Annotated in this window: 17 protein-coding genes; 9 read left to right on the top strand and 8 right to left on the bottom strand. The window is 70.3% G+C overall.

Annotated features, from left to right (window positions below; genetic code table 11):
• The first annotated feature begins 4 nt into the window (after nt 1–4).
• The 5 genes from ABD355_RS22640 to ABD355_RS22620 all read left to right on the top strand — a co-directional run bounded on the left by ABD355_RS22640 (nt 5) and on the right by ABD355_RS22620 (nt 3,403).
• On the top strand, nt 5–628 hold the full coding sequence (locus ABD355_RS22640) for a DUF1266 domain-containing protein (RefSeq protein ID WP_344402376.1): 624 nt from the start codon (nt 5–7) through the stop codon (nt 626–628).
• A gap of 27 nt (nt 629–655) precedes the next feature.
• Entirely contained in the window at nt 656–1,057 is a 402-nt protein-coding gene (locus ABD355_RS22635) for a hypothetical protein (protein WP_344402375.1), read from the top strand.
• Between the two features lie 145 nt (nt 1,058–1,202).
• Nucleotides 1,203–1,949, top strand: a complete 747-nt coding sequence (gene recO, locus ABD355_RS22630) for a DNA repair protein RecO (protein WP_344402374.1) — start codon at nt 1,203–1,205, stop codon at nt 1,947–1,949.
• Nucleotides 1,950–1,972: 23 nt separating this feature from the next.
• Nucleotides 1,973–2,824: an isoprenyl transferase gene (locus ABD355_RS22625; protein ID WP_344402373.1), complete on the top strand. Its 852-nt coding sequence runs from the start codon at nt 1,973–1,975 to the stop codon at nt 2,822–2,824.
• Nucleotides 2,825–2,869: 45 nt separating this feature from the next.
• Complete coding sequence (locus ABD355_RS22620) at nt 2,870–3,403, top strand: YcxB family protein (protein ID WP_344402371.1); 534 nt, start codon at nt 2,870–2,872, stop codon at nt 3,401–3,403.
• 3 nt (nt 3,404–3,406) lie between these two features.
• On the opposite strand, the gene ABD355_RS22615 is transcribed toward ABD355_RS22620, so the two are convergent.
• The 4 genes from ABD355_RS22615 to ABD355_RS22600 all read right to left on the bottom strand — a co-directional run bounded on the left by ABD355_RS22615 (nt 3,407) and on the right by ABD355_RS22600 (nt 6,630).
• The gene (locus tag ABD355_RS22615; protein WP_344402370.1) at nt 3,407–3,823 is read right to left on the bottom strand and encodes a Fur family transcriptional regulator; all 417 of its coding nucleotides are present in this window, start codon (nt 3,821–3,823) and stop codon (nt 3,407–3,409) included.
• Nucleotides 3,824–3,966: 143 nt separating this feature from the next.
• Nucleotides 3,967–4,869, bottom strand: coding sequence for a metal ABC transporter permease (locus ABD355_RS22610; RefSeq protein WP_344402369.1), 903 nt, complete (start codon nt 4,867–4,869; stop codon nt 3,967–3,969).
• A 10-nt stretch (nt 4,870–4,879) separates the two neighbouring features.
• Nucleotides 4,880–5,653: a metal ABC transporter ATP-binding protein gene (locus ABD355_RS22605; RefSeq protein WP_344402368.1), complete on the bottom strand. Its 774-nt coding sequence runs from the start codon at nt 5,651–5,653 to the stop codon at nt 4,880–4,882.
• Nucleotides 5,654–5,670: 17 nt separating this feature from the next.
• Nucleotides 5,671–6,630 carry a metal ABC transporter substrate-binding protein gene (locus ABD355_RS22600; RefSeq protein ID WP_344402367.1) on the bottom strand — a complete coding sequence of 320 codons (960 nt, stop codon included), beginning with the start codon at nt 6,628–6,630 and terminating at the stop codon, nt 5,671–5,673.
• A gap of 150 nt (nt 6,631–6,780) precedes the next feature.
• Between ABD355_RS22600 and ABD355_RS22595 the strand changes: the two genes are divergently transcribed.
• Nucleotides 6,781–8,163: a glycine--tRNA ligase gene (locus tag ABD355_RS22595; protein ID WP_344402366.1), complete on the top strand. Its 1,383-nt coding sequence runs from the start codon at nt 6,781–6,783 to the stop codon at nt 8,161–8,163.
• 115 nt (nt 8,164–8,278) lie between these two features.
• The gene (locus ABD355_RS22590) at nt 8,279–8,890 is read left to right on the top strand and encodes a LysE family translocator (RefSeq protein ID WP_344402365.1); all 612 of its coding nucleotides are present in this window, start codon (nt 8,279–8,281) and stop codon (nt 8,888–8,890) included.
• Nucleotides 8,891–8,903: 13 nt separating this feature from the next.
• On the opposite strand, the gene ABD355_RS22585 is transcribed toward ABD355_RS22590, so the two are convergent.
• Nucleotides 8,904–9,950, bottom strand: coding sequence for a chitinase (locus ABD355_RS22585; protein WP_344402364.1), 1,047 nt, complete (start codon nt 9,948–9,950; stop codon nt 8,904–8,906).
• Nucleotides 9,951–10,116: 166 nt separating this feature from the next.
• Here ABD355_RS22585 and ABD355_RS22580 point away from each other — a divergent pair, with 166 nt between their 5' ends.
• On the top strand, nt 10,117–11,139 hold the full coding sequence (locus tag ABD355_RS22580) for an aldo/keto reductase (protein WP_344402363.1): 1,023 nt from the start codon (nt 10,117–10,119) through the stop codon (nt 11,137–11,139).
• Nucleotides 11,140–11,164: 25 nt separating this feature from the next.
• Nucleotides 11,165–11,755, top strand: a complete 591-nt coding sequence (locus ABD355_RS22575) for a TetR/AcrR family transcriptional regulator (RefSeq protein WP_344402362.1) — start codon at nt 11,165–11,167, stop codon at nt 11,753–11,755.
• Nucleotides 11,756–11,909: 154 nt separating this feature from the next.
• Here ABD355_RS22575 and ABD355_RS22570 read toward each other — a convergent pair whose 3' ends face one another.
• The 3 genes from ABD355_RS22570 to ABD355_RS22560 all read right to left on the bottom strand — a co-directional run bounded on the left by ABD355_RS22570 (nt 11,910) and on the right by ABD355_RS22560 (nt 14,896).
• Complete coding sequence (locus ABD355_RS22570) at nt 11,910–13,058, bottom strand: serine hydrolase domain-containing protein (RefSeq protein WP_344402361.1); 1,149 nt, start codon at nt 13,056–13,058, stop codon at nt 11,910–11,912.
• Between the two features lie 85 nt (nt 13,059–13,143).
• Nucleotides 13,144–13,359, bottom strand: a complete 216-nt coding sequence (locus ABD355_RS22565; RefSeq protein WP_344402360.1) for a hypothetical protein — start codon at nt 13,357–13,359, stop codon at nt 13,144–13,146.
• A 109-nt stretch (nt 13,360–13,468) separates the two neighbouring features.
• Complete coding sequence (locus tag ABD355_RS22560) at nt 13,469–14,896, bottom strand: MFS transporter (protein ID WP_344402359.1); 1,428 nt, start codon at nt 14,894–14,896, stop codon at nt 13,469–13,471.
• Between the last annotated feature and the right edge of the window lie 15 nt (nt 14,897–14,911).

The raw sequence follows: 14,911 nt of genomic DNA, 5'->3' as shown, positions 1-14,911 counted from the left end.
GCGCATGACTCTGTCGAGCATACGGAGATGGCGCAGGCCGCGGGCCGCGCGGCGCTACCCCCACCCGCTCACGGCACACCAACTCTGGATGGTGTCACTGAGCGCACCGGTCAGCCGGGACCGCAGCGCCTCGCGGACCACTCTGTACCCGTTCACGCGGATCGATGACGACAGCGCCCGCAACTGGCTGGCCGAGCAGTGGGAGATCACCTCGCGCGCCGAGCTGACGGACCGGCTGGACGGCTTGTCGCGCAGCGGCTACCGCGCCCGGGCCCTGCAGCTCCTCGGCGTCTCGCCGCTCGCCTGGGACGCCGCCCTGTACGCCGACATCGCCCGGCTCGGCTTCGGGTGCGGAATGATCACCGAGGCCGAGGCCTGGACCGCCCTGAAGAACATCGTGCCGGCGGTCGTGGGGACGTACGCCTCCTGGCAGGAGTACGCCGATCACTACCTGCTGGGGCGGACCGTGTGGCGCGACGGGCTGCGCGGCACCCAGGACGCGGCCTTCCCCGCCCCCCAGTCCGCCGCCGACGCCCATCTGCGCGCCCTCCTGAACCCGGCGAACCGGAGCAGCCCCTGGAACCTGGCCCCCTGGGACACCATCAGCCACCCCGACCGTCCCCGCTGAGCCCGGCGGTACGCGAGAATGGACCTCATGAGCCTGTTCCGCGACGACGGCATCGTGCTGCGCCCCCAGAAGCCGGGTGAGGCGGGCCGCATCGTGCTGCATCGTCGCGGGGGCCACGGCGCCCGATTGCGCCTGCGCGGCGGGCCGCACGCCCAGCCGGAAGTCTGCGGTGGTGACGGCGTGGTCTTGCGGACCCGGAAGCTCGGTGAGGCGGATCGGATCGTGCTGGATCGTCGCGGGGGGCATGGTGCCCGATTGCGGCTGAGTGGCGGGCCGGAAGTCTGCGGTGGTGACGGTGTCGTCTTGTGGACCCGGAAGCTCGGTGAGGCGGATCGGATCGTGCTGCATCGTCGCGGGGGGCGCGGTGCCCGATTGCCGCTGCGTGGCGGGCCGCACGCCCAGCCGGAAACCCGCGGTGGTGTGCGATGAGTCTGTTCGGAATGACGGCATTGTGCTGCGGACCCACAAACTCGGGGAAGCAGACCGGATCATGCTGCATCACTGCGGGGGGCACCGTGCCCGATTGCCGCCGCGCGGCGGGCCGCACGGCCAGCCGAACCCGCGGTGGTGCGCGATGAGTCTGTTTCGGGACGACGGCATCGTCTTGCGCACCCAGAAGCTCGGGGAAGCGGACCGGATCATCACGTTGCTCACCCGGGGGCACGGCCGGGTGCGGGCCGTGGCGCGTGGGGTGCGGCGGACGAAGTCCAAGTTCGGGGCCCGGCTCGAGCCCTTCTCCCACGTCGACGTGCAGTTCTTTGCGCGCGGGAGTGAGCTGGTCGGGCGCGGGCTGCCGTTGTGCACGCAGAGCGAGACCATCGCGCCGTACGGCGGCGGGATCGTCGCCGACTACGCCCGCTACACCGCGGGGACCGCCATGCTGGAGACCGCCGAGCGGTTCACCGATCACGAGGGCGAGCCGGCGGTGCAGCAGTACCTGCTGCTGGTGGGCGCCCTGCGCACCCTCGCCCGCGGCGAGCACGCCCCGCACCTCGTCCTCGACGCCTTCCTCCTGCGCTCCCTCGCCGTCAACGGCTACGCCCCCACCTTCAGCGACTGCGCCAAGTGCGGAATGCCCGGGCCGAACCGGTTCTTCTCGGTGGCCTCCGGCGGAGCCGTCTGCGTCGACTGCCGGGTGCCCGGCAGCGTCGTACCCTCGCCGCAGACCCTGGAACTGCTGGGCGCGCTGCTTACGGGAGACTGGGAGACCGCGGACGCGTGCGAGCCGCGGTACGTCAGGGAGGGGAGCGGACTCGTGTCCGCCTATCTGCACTGGCATCTGGAACGCGGGCTGCGCTCGCTGCGTTACGTAGAGAAGTAAGCCGAAGAGGAGACGAGAAGCACATGGTCGTACGCGGGATCCTGGGACGCCAGCGCCGCGAGTACAGGGCACCGGAGCCGCACCCGTCCGGCGCCCGCGCGCCGAAGCTGCCGGGCGAGCTGGTCCCCAACCATGTGGCGATCGTCATGGACGGGAACGGACGGTGGGCGAAGGAGCGCGGGCTGCCGCGCACCGAGGGCCACAAGGTGGGCGCCGAGCGCGTCCTGGACGTGCTGCAGGGCGCCGTCGAGATGGGCGTCGGCAACATCTCGCTGTACGCCTTCTCCACCGAGAACTGGAAGCGCTCGCCCGAAGAGGTCCGCTTCCTGATGAACTTCAACCGGGACTTCATCCGCAAGACCCGCGACCAGCTCGACGAACTCGGCATCCGGGTGCGCTGGGTGGGCCGGATGCCCAAGCTGTGGAAGTCCGTCGCCAAGGAGCTCCAGGTCGCCCAGGAGCAGACCAAGGACAACGACAGGCTCACGCTGTACTTCTGCATGAACTACGGCGGTCGCGCGGAGATCGCCGACGCCGCGCAGGCCCTGGCGGAGGACGTGAAGGCGGGGCGCCTCGACCCCTCCAAGGTCACCGAGAAGACCCTCGCCAAGTACCTCTACTACCCGGACATGCCGGACGTGGACCTGTTCCTGCGGCCGAGCGGCGAGCAGCGCACCTCCAACTACCTGCTCTGGCAGAGCGCCTACGCCGAGATGGTCTTCCAGGACGTGCTGTGGCCGGACTTCGACCGCCGCGACCTGTGGCGGGCCTGCGTCGAGTTCGCCTCCCGCGACCGCCGCTTCGGCGGCGCCGTCCCGAACGAGCAACTGCTCGCCATGGAACGGGACATGCGGGGCGGCCCGGCCACCTCGTAGAGCTGATCATCGCCCCGCCGAAAAGCACCTGTACGATCCCGCCTCATGGTCATGGACATGGGGCGGGACGCCGAACAGGGCGCGGTCGAGCTGGTGTATCAGCCGGTCGCGGGGGATTTCTCGGGGGCGCTGCGGGAGCGCAGACGGTTCAACCGGGCGGGGAAGATACAGAGGTGGACAGTCGGCTTCATCGCCGTGGCCTTCGTCGTCGAGCTCGCGGCTGCGCTCACTGGGGGACACGTCGACTGGTTTCCGCTGATCTGGATGCCGCTGTTCGCGGGAATCCTGCTCCTCACTCCGCAGTTGACGGCCCGCACGGTCGTCAAGATCGCCGCCCGCAACGGCACGTACCGCGCGACGGTGACGGACGCCGGGCTGACGATGACGACCGACAACAGCACGACGTCGGTCAGCTGGGCCGCGCAGCCTCGCTATCGGGAGACCAAGGACGCCTTCTTCACCTTCAGCGACGACAAGAACGCCACCTGCTTCACGGTCCTGCCCAAGCGCGCCCTGCAGAGCCCCGCGGACGCGGACCGGCTGCGGGAGATCCTCGACCGCAACCTGACCCGCGTCTGAGCGTCAGTTCCCCGCGGAGGCGCAGTCCGCACAGGTACCGAAGATCTCCACCGTGTGCGCCACGTTGACGTACCCGTGCTCCGACGCGATCGCCTCCGCCCACTTCTCCACCGCGGGTCCCTCCACCTCGACCGCCTTGCCGCAGACACGGCACACGAGGTGGTGGTGGTGCTCACCGGTGGAGCAGCGGCGGTAGACGGACTCGCCGTCGGAGGTGCGCAGGACGTCGACCTCGCCGGCGTCGGCGAGGTTCTGGAGGGTGCGGTAGACGGTGGTGAGGCCGACCGAGTCCCCCTTGTGCTTGAGCATGTCGTGGAGTTCCTGCGCGCTGCGGAACTCGTCCACCTCGTCGAGCGCCGCCGCCACAGCGGCACGCTGCCGGGTGGCGCGGCCCTTCACGGGCGGTCCAGCGGTCGTCACCGGTTCCTCCTCTTTTCGGCTCGATCGCCTGCGGGGCGCCTTGTGCCGGTGTCGCGCCCTCGACACCGGCGCGCCCCTTCGGCTCCTCGCGCCTCCTACGTCTGCGCTTGCCGGGCCATTGTGCCAGCCCGGCTGGTGCGCAGTCAGACGCCGACCTTCCCCTCGGGGGTGCGCGCGGCCGGAATTGCACACTCCGCCGGGTCGCCGGCGGGCTGTGCGGCCGCTGCGGCGCGGGCGCGGCGACGGGCCAGCGGGGCCGCCAGCGCGGTCAGCGCCATGAAGGCCGCGATGGTCAGCAGCACGATCGTCGCGCCGGGCGGCACGTCCTGGTAGTACGACGTGATCGTGCCGCCGATGGTCACGGAGACCCCGATCGCCACCGCGATCGCGAAGGTCGCCGCGAAGCTGCGGCTCAACTGCTGTGCCGCCGCCACGGGCACCACCATCAGGGCGCTCACCAGCAGCAGACCCACCACTCGCATCGCGACCGTCACCGTCACCGCCGCCGTGACGGCGGTCAGGAGGTTCAGGGCGCGCACCGGAAGGCCCGTGACCCGTGCGAACTCCTCGTCCTGGCTGACGGCGAAGAGCTGCCGGCGCAGACCGAGGGTGACCAGCACCACGAAGCCCGCGAGCAGGCAGATCGCCGTGACGTCCGACTGCGAGACGGTCGACAGCGAGCCGAAGAGGTACGAGGTCAGGTTGGCGTTGGAACCGCCCGGCGCGAGGTTGATGAACATCACGCCGCCGGCCATGCCGCCGTAGAAGAGCATCGCGAGGGCGATGTCGCCGCGAGTGCGGCCGTACCAGCGGATCAGCTCCATCAGGACCGCGCCGAGCACGGAGGTGAGGGACGCCATCCAGACCGGGGACGCGGAGAGCAGGAAGCCGAGGCCGACGCCGGTCATCGCCACATGGCCGATGCCGTCGCCCATCAGGGCCTGGCGGCGCTGCACGAGGTAGATGCCGATCGCCGGGGCGGTGATGCCGACGAGGACGGCGGCGAGCAGGGCCCGCTGCATGAAGGCGAAGTCGAGAAAGTCCATTACCGATCCATCAGCTCAGCAGGCCGGTGCGCACGGGCGTGTGCTCGTGGGGGTGTACGTGGTCGTGACCGGGCAGCGCGTGCTGGCCGACGGCCCGTGGGGGCGGTCCGTCGTGCAGGACGCAGCCGTCGCGGAGCACCACCGCGCGGTCGATGAGGGGCTCGAGCGGCCCGAGTTCGTGCAGGACGAGCAGGACCGTCGTACCGGCCGCGACCTGCTCCCGCAGCGTCTGCGCGAGCACCTCCTGGCTGGCCAGGTCCACGCCCGCCATCGGCTCGTCCATGATCAGCAGTTCGGGTTCGGCGGCGAGCGCACGGGCGATCAGCACACGCTGGTGCTGGCCGCCGGAGAGGGCGTTCACCGAGTCCCTGGCCCTGTCGGCCATGCCGACCAGCTCCAGGGCCCGCCGTACGGCCGCATGGTCCGCCTTGCGCAGCACACCGAAGCGGGCCCGGCTGAGCCGCCCCGACGACACGATCTCGGTGACGGTGGCGGGTACGCCGCCCGCGGCGGTCGTGCGCTGCGGCACGTACCCCACCCGCGCCCAGTCCCGGAACCGCTTGCGCTCCGTGCCGAACAGCTCGACCTCGCCGGCGCTCACCGGCACCTGGCCGATGATCGTGCGGATCGCGGTCGACTTGCCGGAGCCGTTGGCGCCGAGCAGCGCGACGACCTCACCGCGTGCCACGGTGAGGTCGATCCCGCGCAGGACGGGGCGCGAGCCCAGGTCGGCGCGGACCCCGCGCATCGCTATGACGGGCTCGTCCGGTGCACCCACGCCCATGTCGTCCTCCGTAAACGTCATTTGGATCCCAGGGCCGTCTGCAGCGCCTTGAGGTTGGCCTCCTGGACCGAGAAGTAGTCCTTGCCGCGGGACTTCGACGTGATGCCCTCGATCGGGTCGAGGACGTCCGTCTTCAGTCCGGCGTCGGCGGCGATGGTCTTCGCGGTCTTGTCGCTGACGAGCGTCTCGTAGAACACGGTCGTGACGCCGTCGGCCTTCGCCATCTTCTCAAGGTCCTTCACCCGGGCCGCGCTCGGCTCGGACTCGGGGTCGAGGCCGTTGATGGCCTCCTCGGTCAGGCCGTAGCGCTCGGCGAGGTAGCCGAAGGCTGCGTGCGTGGTGATGAACACCTTGGTCCTGGAGCCCGAAAGGCCGTTCCTGAACTGGGTGTTGAGTGCGTCGAGCCTCTTGACCAGGGCCGCGGTGTTCTTCTTGTAGTCGGCCGCGTGGGCCGGGTCCGCCTTCTCGAAGGCGGCGCCGACCCCCTCGGCGACCTGGGCGTACCTCACCGGGTCGAGCCAGATGTGGGGGTCGAGGCCGGCCAGCTCCTCGTTCTTGGAGCTGTCGTGGGAGGCCGCGTGACCGCCGACCTCGTTGCCGTGCTTCTCCAGCGAGGTGAGCGCTCCGGCGTCGATCTTCGTCTTGACCTCGGACTGGGCCACCGCGTCGTCGACGGCCGGCTGGAGGTTCTTCAGGTAGAGCACCGCGTCGGACTCCTGGAGCTGCGCGGTCTGCCGGGCGCTGATCTCCAGGTCGTGCGGCTCCTGCCCGGGCTGGGTCAGGTTGGTGACGTGCACATGGTTCCCGCCGATCTGCTCGGCGAGGAACTCCAGCGGGTAGAACGACGCGACGACGTCGAACTTGCCGGTGGTGCCCGCGGCGGCGCTCTCACCGGAGCAGGCGGAGAGGGTGGTCAGGCCGAGGGCGGTGACCGCGGCCGTGGCCGCGGTGGATATGAGGCGTCGTCGTACGTTCATGACAGTCATTTTCAACAAAGATGGAAACCGTTGTCAACAAACATCCGAGTGGGAACCGATTTGATTGAGGGGGAGCCCCCGCCGGTACCCTGAAGCATTCGCTCTGAAGCGTCTCGCTTCGTCGCCCGTCGTCGTAATGAAGAGAGCACCGTGGCCGCCGACAAGATCGACACCATCGTCAGCCTGAGCAAGCGCCGTGGCTTTGTATTCCCGTGCAGCGAGATCTACGGCGGCCAGCGCGCCGCCTGGGACTACGGACCGCTGGGTGTCGAGCTCAAGGAGAACCTGAAGCGCCAGTGGTGGCGCTACATGGTGACGTCGCGCGAGGACGTGGTCGGTATCGACTCGTCCGTGATCCTGGCCCCCGAGGTCTGGGTCGCCTCCGGCCACGTCGCCACCTTCACGGACCCGCTCACCGAGTGCACCTCCTGCCACAAGCGGTTCCGCGCGGACCACCTGGAGGAGGCCTACGAGGCGAAGAAGGGCCACCTCCCGGAGAACGGCCTGGCCGACATCAACTGCCCGAACTGCGGCAACAAGGGCCAGTTCACCGAGCCCAAGCAGTTCTCGGGCCTGCTGTCGACGCACCTCGGCCCGACGCAGGACTCCGGCTCCATCGCCTATCTGCGCCCCGAGACCGCCCAGGGCATCTTCACCAACTTCGCCCAGGTGCAGACCACCTCGCGCAAGAAGCCCCCGTTCGGCATCGCGCAGATGGGCAAGTCCTTCCGCAACGAGATCACGCCCGGCAACTTCATCTTCCGCACCCGCGAGTTCGAGCAGATGGAGATGGAGTTCTTCGTCAAGCCGGGCGAGGACGAGAAGTGGCAGGAGTACTGGATGGAGCAGCGCTGGAACTGGTACACGGGCCTTGGTCTCCGTGAGGAGAACATGCGCTGGTACGAGCACCCGCAGGAGAAGCTCTCCCACTACTCCAAGCGCACCGCCGACATCGAGTACCGCTTCCAGTTCGGCGGCAACGAGTGGGGCGAGCTGGAGGGCGTCGCCAACCGCACCGACTACGACCTCTCCTCGCACTCCAAGGCCTCCGGCCAGGACCTCTTCTACTTCGACCAGGAGGCCGGCGAGCGCTGGACCCCCTACGTCATCGAGCCGGCGGCCGGTGTCGGCCGGGCGATGCTCGCCTTCCTGCTCGACGCCTACGTCGAGGACGAGGCGCCCAACGCCAAGGGCAAGATGGAGAAGCGCACGGTGCTGCGCCTGGACCACCGCCTGGCGCCCGTGAAGGTCGCGGTGCTGCCGCTGTCCCGCAACCCCGAGCTGTCCCCGAAGGCCAAGGGCCTCGCCCAGGCGCTGCGCCAGAACTGGAACATCGAGTTCGACGACGCGGGCGCCATCGGCCGCCGCTACCGCCGCCAGGACGAGATCGGCACGCCGTACTGCGTGACGGTCGACTTCGACACGCTGGACGACAATGCGGTGACGGTGCGTGAGCGTGACTCCATGAAGCAGGAGCGGGTGTCTCTCGACCAGATCGAGGGTTACCTGGCCGGGCGGCTCGTCGGCGCCTAGGTTCCCGGGGGCTGCCGCTCCCCGGACCCCCGCTTGGGAAAGATCCGTGGTGGCCCCCGATACAGGTCTCGCATTGGCCCTGTATCGGGGGCCGCTGCGTCACGAGGCTGACCCCATGAGTCTCGCCTTTCTCCTCACCACCCTTGTCGTCGTCGCCACGCCCGGTACCGGTGTCGTCTACACCCTGGCCGCCGGGCTGTCGCACGGCCGCCGTGCGAGTGTCGTCGCCGCCTTCGCCTGCACGGTCGGGATCGTGCCGCATGTGCTGGCCACCGTCACCGGGCTCGCCGCGCTGCTCAACGCGAGCGCGGCCGCCTTCCAGGTCTTCAAGTACGCCGGTGTCGCCTATCTCCTCTACATGGCGTGGGCGACGGTGCGGGACAAGGAGGCGATCGCGGTGGACGAGGCGGCCGCCCCGAGTTCGGCGGGGCGGGTGATCGTCCGCGGTGTGCTCATCAACCTCCTCAATCCCAAGCTGACGATCTTCTTCTTCGCGTTCCTGCCGCAGTTCGTGGATCCGGGTGCCCCGCAGGCGCTGCCGCGGATGCTGTGGCTGAGCGGTGTGTTCATGCTGGCGACCTTCGTCGTCTTCGCCGCGTACGGGATCCTCGCCGCGTCGGTCCGCAACCGCGTCACCTCGCGGCCACGGGTGATGGCTTGGCTGCGGCGGGGGTTTGCGGGGTCGTTCGTGGCGCTGGGCGCCAAGCTGGCGCTGACCGCCCGGTAGTCGCTCCGCGGGCTCAACGGCCCTGCAGCGCCTTCACGTTGTCGCCGAACGTCCAGCCCTTCGAGCCGTCCCAGTTGATCGACCAGGTCATCAGGCCCTTGAGTGCGGTGCCGTAGTGCCTCCAGGCCTGGGAGACGAGGGACGGTGACATGTGGCCGCCGCCGGCGCCCGGCTGGGCGGGGAGGCCGGGGGCCTGCTTGTCGTACGGCACCTTGATCGTCGTACCCTGCACGACCAGACCCTTGTTGAGGCAGTCGGTCTGGGCGACGAAACCCGCCACCGTGCCGGCCTGGTACGAGTCGCCCGAGCAGCCGTACATGCTGCCGTTGTAGTACTGCATGTTCAGCCACCACAGTCGGCCGTTGTCGGCGTACTTCTTGATGATCGGCAGGTACGCGCCCCAGATGGAGCCGTAGCTGATGCTGCCGCCGGTGACGTAGGCCGTCTCCGGGGCCATGGTGAGGCCGAAGTTCGACGGCATCCGCGCCAGGATCCCGTCGATGATGCGGATCAAGTTGGCCTGCGAGGTAGAGAGTTGGGTGATGTTCCCGCTGCCCACCAGGCCCGTCTCGATGTCTATGTCGATGCCGTCGAAGTTGTACTTCTTCAGGATCGGGACGATCGTCGAGACGAACCTGTCGGCCACGGAGGACGAGCTGAGGTCGATGCCCGCGGCCGCTCCTCCGATCGACAGCAGGATCGTCTGGCCGGACGCCTTCGCCGTGCACATCTCGGCGGGCGTCGCCACCTTCACGCCCGAGTCCATGCCGTCCTCCCAGAGGGCCGTTCCGTCGGAACGGATCACCGGGAACGCTGCATTGATCACGTTGTAGCCGTGCGCGGGGATGCGGGAGTCGGTGATCGGGGTCCAGCCGAAGGGCGGGTGGACGCCGTTCGCGGAGCCGTCCCAGCTCTCCCAGTAACCCTGGAGGACCTTTCCCGCGGGCCTCGACCTGACCGCGCAGGTGTCGGCTGCCGAGGCGGTGGGGGCGGCGGGGAGTTGGGTGGCGGCGGCGGTCGCGAGCGCGGTGGCGAACAGGGCCAGGGTGCGGCGGAGCATCGGGCCTCCCGGTGGGGGTCGGCGAGGTGTCGTAGGCATGACAGTGCTCTGGTCCAGACCTCTCGTCAATAGGTCTGGACCAGCTTGAGGAGAGGCCTGAGATGGGGTGGCAAAGATGGAATGACAGATATTGAAATCTGTCAGCTGTCATGTCAGGGTGGAGTGCATGACGATGCGAACCCGAAACCTCGGAACCACCGGCCCCCAGGTCTCCGCCCTCGGCCTCGGCTGCATGGGCATGTCCGGCATGTACGGCGAAGCGGACCGCGCCGAGTCCATCGCCACCATCCACGCGGCCCTGGAAGCCGGCGTCACCCTGCTCGACACCGGCGACTTCTACGGCATGGGCCACAACGAACTGCTGATCAGCGAGGCCCTGCGCACCGCCCCGCCCGCCCTGCGGGAGAACGCGCTGCTCAGCGTGAAGTTCGGCGCCCAGCGAGGCCCGGACGGCGAGTGGTACGGATTCGACGGCAGCCCGGCCGCCGTGAAGACCTCCGCCGCGTACTCCCTCCAGCGCCTCGGCGTCGACCACATCGACGTCTACCGCCCCGCCCGCCTCGACCCGGACGTGCCGGTCGAGGAGACCGTCGGCGCCATCGCGGAACTGGTCGAGAAGGGGTACGTCCGCCACATCGGCCTCAGCGAGGTCGGCGCGGGCACCATCCGCCGGGCCGCCGCCACCGCCCCGATCGCCGACCTGCAGATCGAGTACGCGCTGATCTCCCGCGGCCCCGAGCGGGAGATCCTGCCCACGCTGCGCGAACTGGGCATCGCGGTCACCGCGTACGGCGTGCTCTCCCGCGGGCTGATCTCCGGCCATGTCTCGGCCGACCGCGGGTTCGACGCGAACGACTTCCGCGCCCACTCGCCCCGCTTCCAGGGCGACAACCTCCAGCACAACCTCACGCTGGTCGAGTCGCTGCGCAAGATCGCCGAGCAGAAGGGCGTGTCCGTCGCGCAGATCGCCATCGCCTGGGTGCTGTCGCAGGGCCCGCGGCACAACACGGACATCGTGCCGCTGATCGGCGCCCGCACCCGCGAGCGGCTCGGGGAGGCCCTGGGCGCCCTGGACGTGACCCTGGACGCTGCCGACCTCGCCGCCATCGAGTCCGCCGTACCCGCGGACGCGGCGGCCGGCGAGCGGTACGCCCCCGCCCAGATGGCCATGCTCGACAGCGAGCGCTGATCACGGTGCCGGGTACCGTCTAGCCATGCCTGCCACCAGCGAGACCCTGACCGCCGAGCGCATCCTCGAGGCGACCGAGGAGGTGCTGCGCCGCCACGGCCCGGCCAAGGCCACCGTGGTCGACGTGGCCCGCGCGCTCGGCGTCAGCCACGGCAGCGTCTACCGCCACTTCCGTACGAAGGCGGCGCTGCGGGAGGCGGTGACCAAGCGGTGGCTGGACCGTGCGACCCAGGAGCTGGCCGGTATCGCCGCGGACGCGGGGCGGGACCCGGAGGCCGGGGTGCGGGAGTGGCTCGCGGCACTGTTCGCGGCCAAGCGGCTCAAGGCGGGCGGGGATCCCGAGTTGTTCGCCACGTACTCGGTTCTGGCCGGTGAGGCGGGGGAGGTGGTCAGCGGGCATATCGCCGAGCTGACCGGGCAGCTGACCGCGATCGTGCGGGCGGGGGTCGAAGCGGGGGTTTTCGCTGTCGCGGATCCGGTGACCGCCGCGCGTGCGCTGTTTCAGGCCACGGGCCGCTTCCATGACCCCGGTTACGCCAAGGAGTGGGAACGGCCGGGGGTGGAGGCGGAGTTCGAGGCGGTGGTGGATCTGTTGGTGCGGGGGCTGCGGCGCTGAGCGCCGCCGGGTGCCTTGACGGGACGTCGATCGCCTGCGGGTTCGTCGTGGCTTGTCGCGCAGTTCCCCGCGCCCCTTTGGGGCGCGGCTGCACCGCAGGGGACTTCGCTCGCCCCGCTCGGCAACCGCCCCCGCCCGAACCGCTGGGCAGGCGTCAGCCTTGCGCCACGCACCCCCAGAAGTCCCGCATCACCGGTGTCGGCGTCGGGTTTGCCATGCCGGCCTGGGTCAGGAGGATCGCCACCGTCCCCGTGGGCGGGATGATGTGGGCCGTTGTGCCGGTGCCGCCCACCCAGCCGTAGCGGCCGGGGACGTTCCAGGGGTCTGCGGGGGTGACGTCGACCTGGCCGCCGTAGCCCCAGCCCTGGCCCTCCAGGAAGAGGGGGACGGCGTCGCGCTGTGCGGCCGTGAGGTGGTTGGTGGTCATGCGGCTGACGGAGGTGGGGGAGAGGAGCCGGTGGCCGGCGGGGCTGGTGCCGGTGTTCAGGAGGAGACGGGCGAAGGCGAGCCAGTCGTCGGCTGTGGAGACGAGGCCCCCGCCGCCGGAGTGGAAGCGCGGGACGCGGCTCCAGTCGCCGTCCGGGGTGTCCGCCGGATGGAGGGTGCCGTCCTCGGCCGGGGCGTAGGACGAGGTGAAGCGGTGCCGTTTCGACGAAGGGACCTCGAACGCCGTGTCCTGCATGCCCAGCGGTTCGAAGATCCGTTCCGCGAGGAATTCGGGGAGCGTACGGCCCGACGCCCGGGCGATCAGGATGCCCTGCAGATCGGACGAGGTGCCGTAGAGCCAGGCCTCGCCCGGCTGGTGGAGCATCGGTACCTGGGCGAGGAGGCGCAGCCAGGTGTCGTGGTCCGGCCAGTCCTGGAGGCTCCGGCCGTCCTTCTGGACCGCGAACAGGGACTGCACCGCGGGGAGCGAGAAGTCGGCGGGGAAGCCCCAGCCGGTGCGGGAGCTGAGCAGGTCCTCGACGGTGATCGGGCGGGCCGCCGGGACCACGTCCTCGACGGGCGCGTCGGGGGTGCGGACCACGAGCGGCTTCGCCAGTTCCGGCAGCCACTCCTCCACCGGTGAGTCGAGGCCGAGCAGCCCGTCCTCCACCAGCATCAGCACCGCCGCCGCCGTGATCGGCTTGGTGATGGAGGCGATGCGGAAGAGGGAGTCCCGGGCCATCGGTGCGGTGCCTTCGGTGTCCACCGAGCCGACGGTCACCACCTCGACGTCGTCGCCGCGGGCCACCAGGGCGACGGCGCCGGGTACGGAGCCGTCGTCGACGTGCCGTTGCAGGGTGTCGTACAGAGTGCTCATCGGTCGGCCTTCCGGTCTGGGCGGTCGTCCCCAGTACGACTCCCGGGACGGCGGAAAGTCATCGGGCCGTCCGCTCCCGGGAGCCCTACGCCTCCGACGCCCCCGACGGATCCACCGTCGCCTGGTGCTCCTCCGCGAGATGCTCCTCCGCCTTCAGCCAGGGCAGGAACTGCGCGCTCTTGCGCCAGCCGCACGTGTCACATCTGATCATGCGCTGCGCGCCCTTGCGCTGCACTCGGACGACGTGCTCGCGCCCGTGCTGGTCCCAGCGGCTCACCTTGCTCGTGTTGATCTCCAGCATGATGTCTCGCCTCCGGCACAGGAGTGTGCAGCAAGACCAACATCAACAGGGACTTCCGCACGGCGAGTTGACCAAGCCGTGGCCGATTCCACACGGGATCGCGCGGGCGTCAGCCGATGGTGCGCGGCAGACGCAGGCTGAGCAGGCCGGTCAGGACCACACAGCCCAACTGGGTCAGGAGCGTGGTGACCAGGGCGTCCCGCATGCCCAGCCCCGGGACCAGGGAGAGGAAGAGGGTGCCGAGGGCCGCCACCCCGAGGGCCAGGGAGGACTGCTGGGTCGTCATCATCACGCCGCTGCCGACACCGGCCCTCGCGGGCTCCACCTCGGACAGCACGACCCGGAAGACGATGGGGAGTTGGAGTGCCTGACCGGCGCCGGCGAGAGCCGCTCCGGGGAGCAGTTCGACGAAGCCGAGGTCCGGCCAGGACCGCCAGGCGGCCAGCGCCATCAGGCCCACGCCCGCTCCCTGGATCAGCGCACCGGCGGTGACCACCCGGGTGCCGTACCGCGCGACCAGCCGCGGCCCGGCGAGCGAGACGAAGAAGAACACGACGGCCATCGGCGCGAGCGCCAGCCCCGCCGGGACCGGGCCGAGCCCCGCGCCCCGCTGCAGCGCCACGGCGACGACGAACATGAAGCCGCTGAAGCCGACGCCGAACGGCACGATCATCACCAGTCCGCGGCGCAGTGAAGGGAGCGCGAACAGACTGGGCGGGACCAGCGGTGTACGGCCCCTGCGGTCGGCCCGGCGCTCCACCGCGTAGAACGCGGCCGCGACGAAGGGGAACGCCGCCAGCGACAGCCACGTCCACAGCGGCCAGCCCGCCGAACGGCCCTCGGTGAGCGGGGCCAGCAGCGCGAGCAGCGAGGCGGTGAGCAGGACGGTGCCGGGACCGTCGACCGGCTCCGGGTGCTGGGAGCGGGTCTCCGGGACGGCACGGGCGGCGAGGACCAGGCCCGCGATCACCACGGGTACGTTCACCAGGAACACCGAGCGCCAGCCGGTGCCGGCGATGTCGGCGGCGACCAGGATCCCGCCGAGGATCTGCCCGGCCACCATGGACAGTCCGGCCGTGGCGCCGTAAAGACCCATGGCCTTCGCGCGCCGCTGTCCCGAGGTCGCCGCCTGGATGGTGGCGAGGACCTGCGGCAGCATCGCGGCGGACGCCGCACCCTGCGCGACCCGCGCCGCGACCAGGGCCCAGGCGTTGGGCGCGAGCCCGCAGGCCAGCGAGGTCAGTCCGAAGGCCGCCACTCCGCCGAGGAAGAACCGCCGCCGCCCGAACAGATCGCCCAGCCGTCCGCCGAGGACGAGCAGCACGGCGTACGCGAGACCGTATCCCGCGACGACGAGTTCGAGTACGGCCTCACTCGCGTGCAGATCCCGGCCGATGGTCGGCAGGGCGACATTGACGATGAAGAAGTCGATGAGAGGAAGTGCCGCTGCCAGCAGCACGGTGAAGAGTCCCAGGCCGCCGAGCGAGGGTGGCGCGGCCGGCGAGCGGACGGTGCGTGTAGCGATGGTTTCGGTCACGCCTCTGAGCGTGCG

The sequence above is a fragment of the Streptomyces longisporus genome, from assembly GCF_039532765.1.
Lineage (GTDB): Bacteria > Actinomycetota > Actinomycetes > Streptomycetales > Streptomycetaceae > Streptomyces > Streptomyces longisporus.
Note: the sequence above shows the minus strand (reverse complement) of the source record. Positions and strands in the feature narration are given on the sequence as shown.

Excerpts from the sequence above, each read along its gene's own strand:
- ABD355_RS22640 (WP_344402376.1), top strand. The coding sequence starts at position 5 with ATGACTCTGTCGAGCATACGGAGATGGCGCAGGCCGCGGGCCGCGCGG.
- ABD355_RS22635 (WP_344402375.1), top strand. The coding sequence starts at position 656 with ATGAGCCTGTTCCGCGACGACGGCATCGTGCTGCGCCCCCAGAAGCCG.
- recO (WP_344402374.1), top strand. The coding sequence starts at position 1,203 with ATGAGTCTGTTTCGGGACGACGGCATCGTCTTGCGCACCCAGAAGCTC.
- ABD355_RS22625 (WP_344402373.1), top strand. The coding sequence starts at position 1,973 with ATGGTCGTACGCGGGATCCTGGGACGCCAGCGCCGCGAGTACAGGGCA.
- ABD355_RS22620 (WP_344402371.1), top strand. The coding sequence starts at position 2,870 with ATGGTCATGGACATGGGGCGGGACGCCGAACAGGGCGCGGTCGAGCTG.
- ABD355_RS22610 (WP_344402369.1), bottom strand. The coding sequence starts at position 4,869 with ATGGACTTTCTCGACTTCGCCTTCATGCAGCGGGCCCTGCTCGCCGCC.
- ABD355_RS22605 (WP_344402368.1), bottom strand. The coding sequence starts at position 5,653 with ATGGGCGTGGGTGCACCGGACGAGCCCGTCATAGCGATGCGCGGGGTC.
- ABD355_RS22600 (WP_344402367.1), bottom strand. The coding sequence starts at position 6,630 with ATGAACGTACGACGACGCCTCATATCCACCGCGGCCACGGCCGCGGTC.
- ABD355_RS22590 (WP_344402365.1), top strand. The coding sequence starts at position 8,279 with ATGAGTCTCGCCTTTCTCCTCACCACCCTTGTCGTCGTCGCCACGCCC.
- ABD355_RS22585 (WP_344402364.1), bottom strand. The coding sequence starts at position 9,950 with ATGCTCCGCCGCACCCTGGCCCTGTTCGCCACCGCGCTCGCGACCGCC.
- ABD355_RS22580 (WP_344402363.1), top strand. The coding sequence starts at position 10,117 with ATGACGATGCGAACCCGAAACCTCGGAACCACCGGCCCCCAGGTCTCC.
- ABD355_RS22575 (WP_344402362.1), top strand. The coding sequence starts at position 11,165 with ATGCCTGCCACCAGCGAGACCCTGACCGCCGAGCGCATCCTCGAGGCG.
- ABD355_RS22570 (WP_344402361.1), bottom strand. The coding sequence starts at position 13,058 with ATGAGCACTCTGTACGACACCCTGCAACGGCACGTCGACGACGGCTCC.
- ABD355_RS22565 (WP_344402360.1), bottom strand. The coding sequence starts at position 13,359 with ATGCTGGAGATCAACACGAGCAAGGTGAGCCGCTGGGACCAGCACGGG.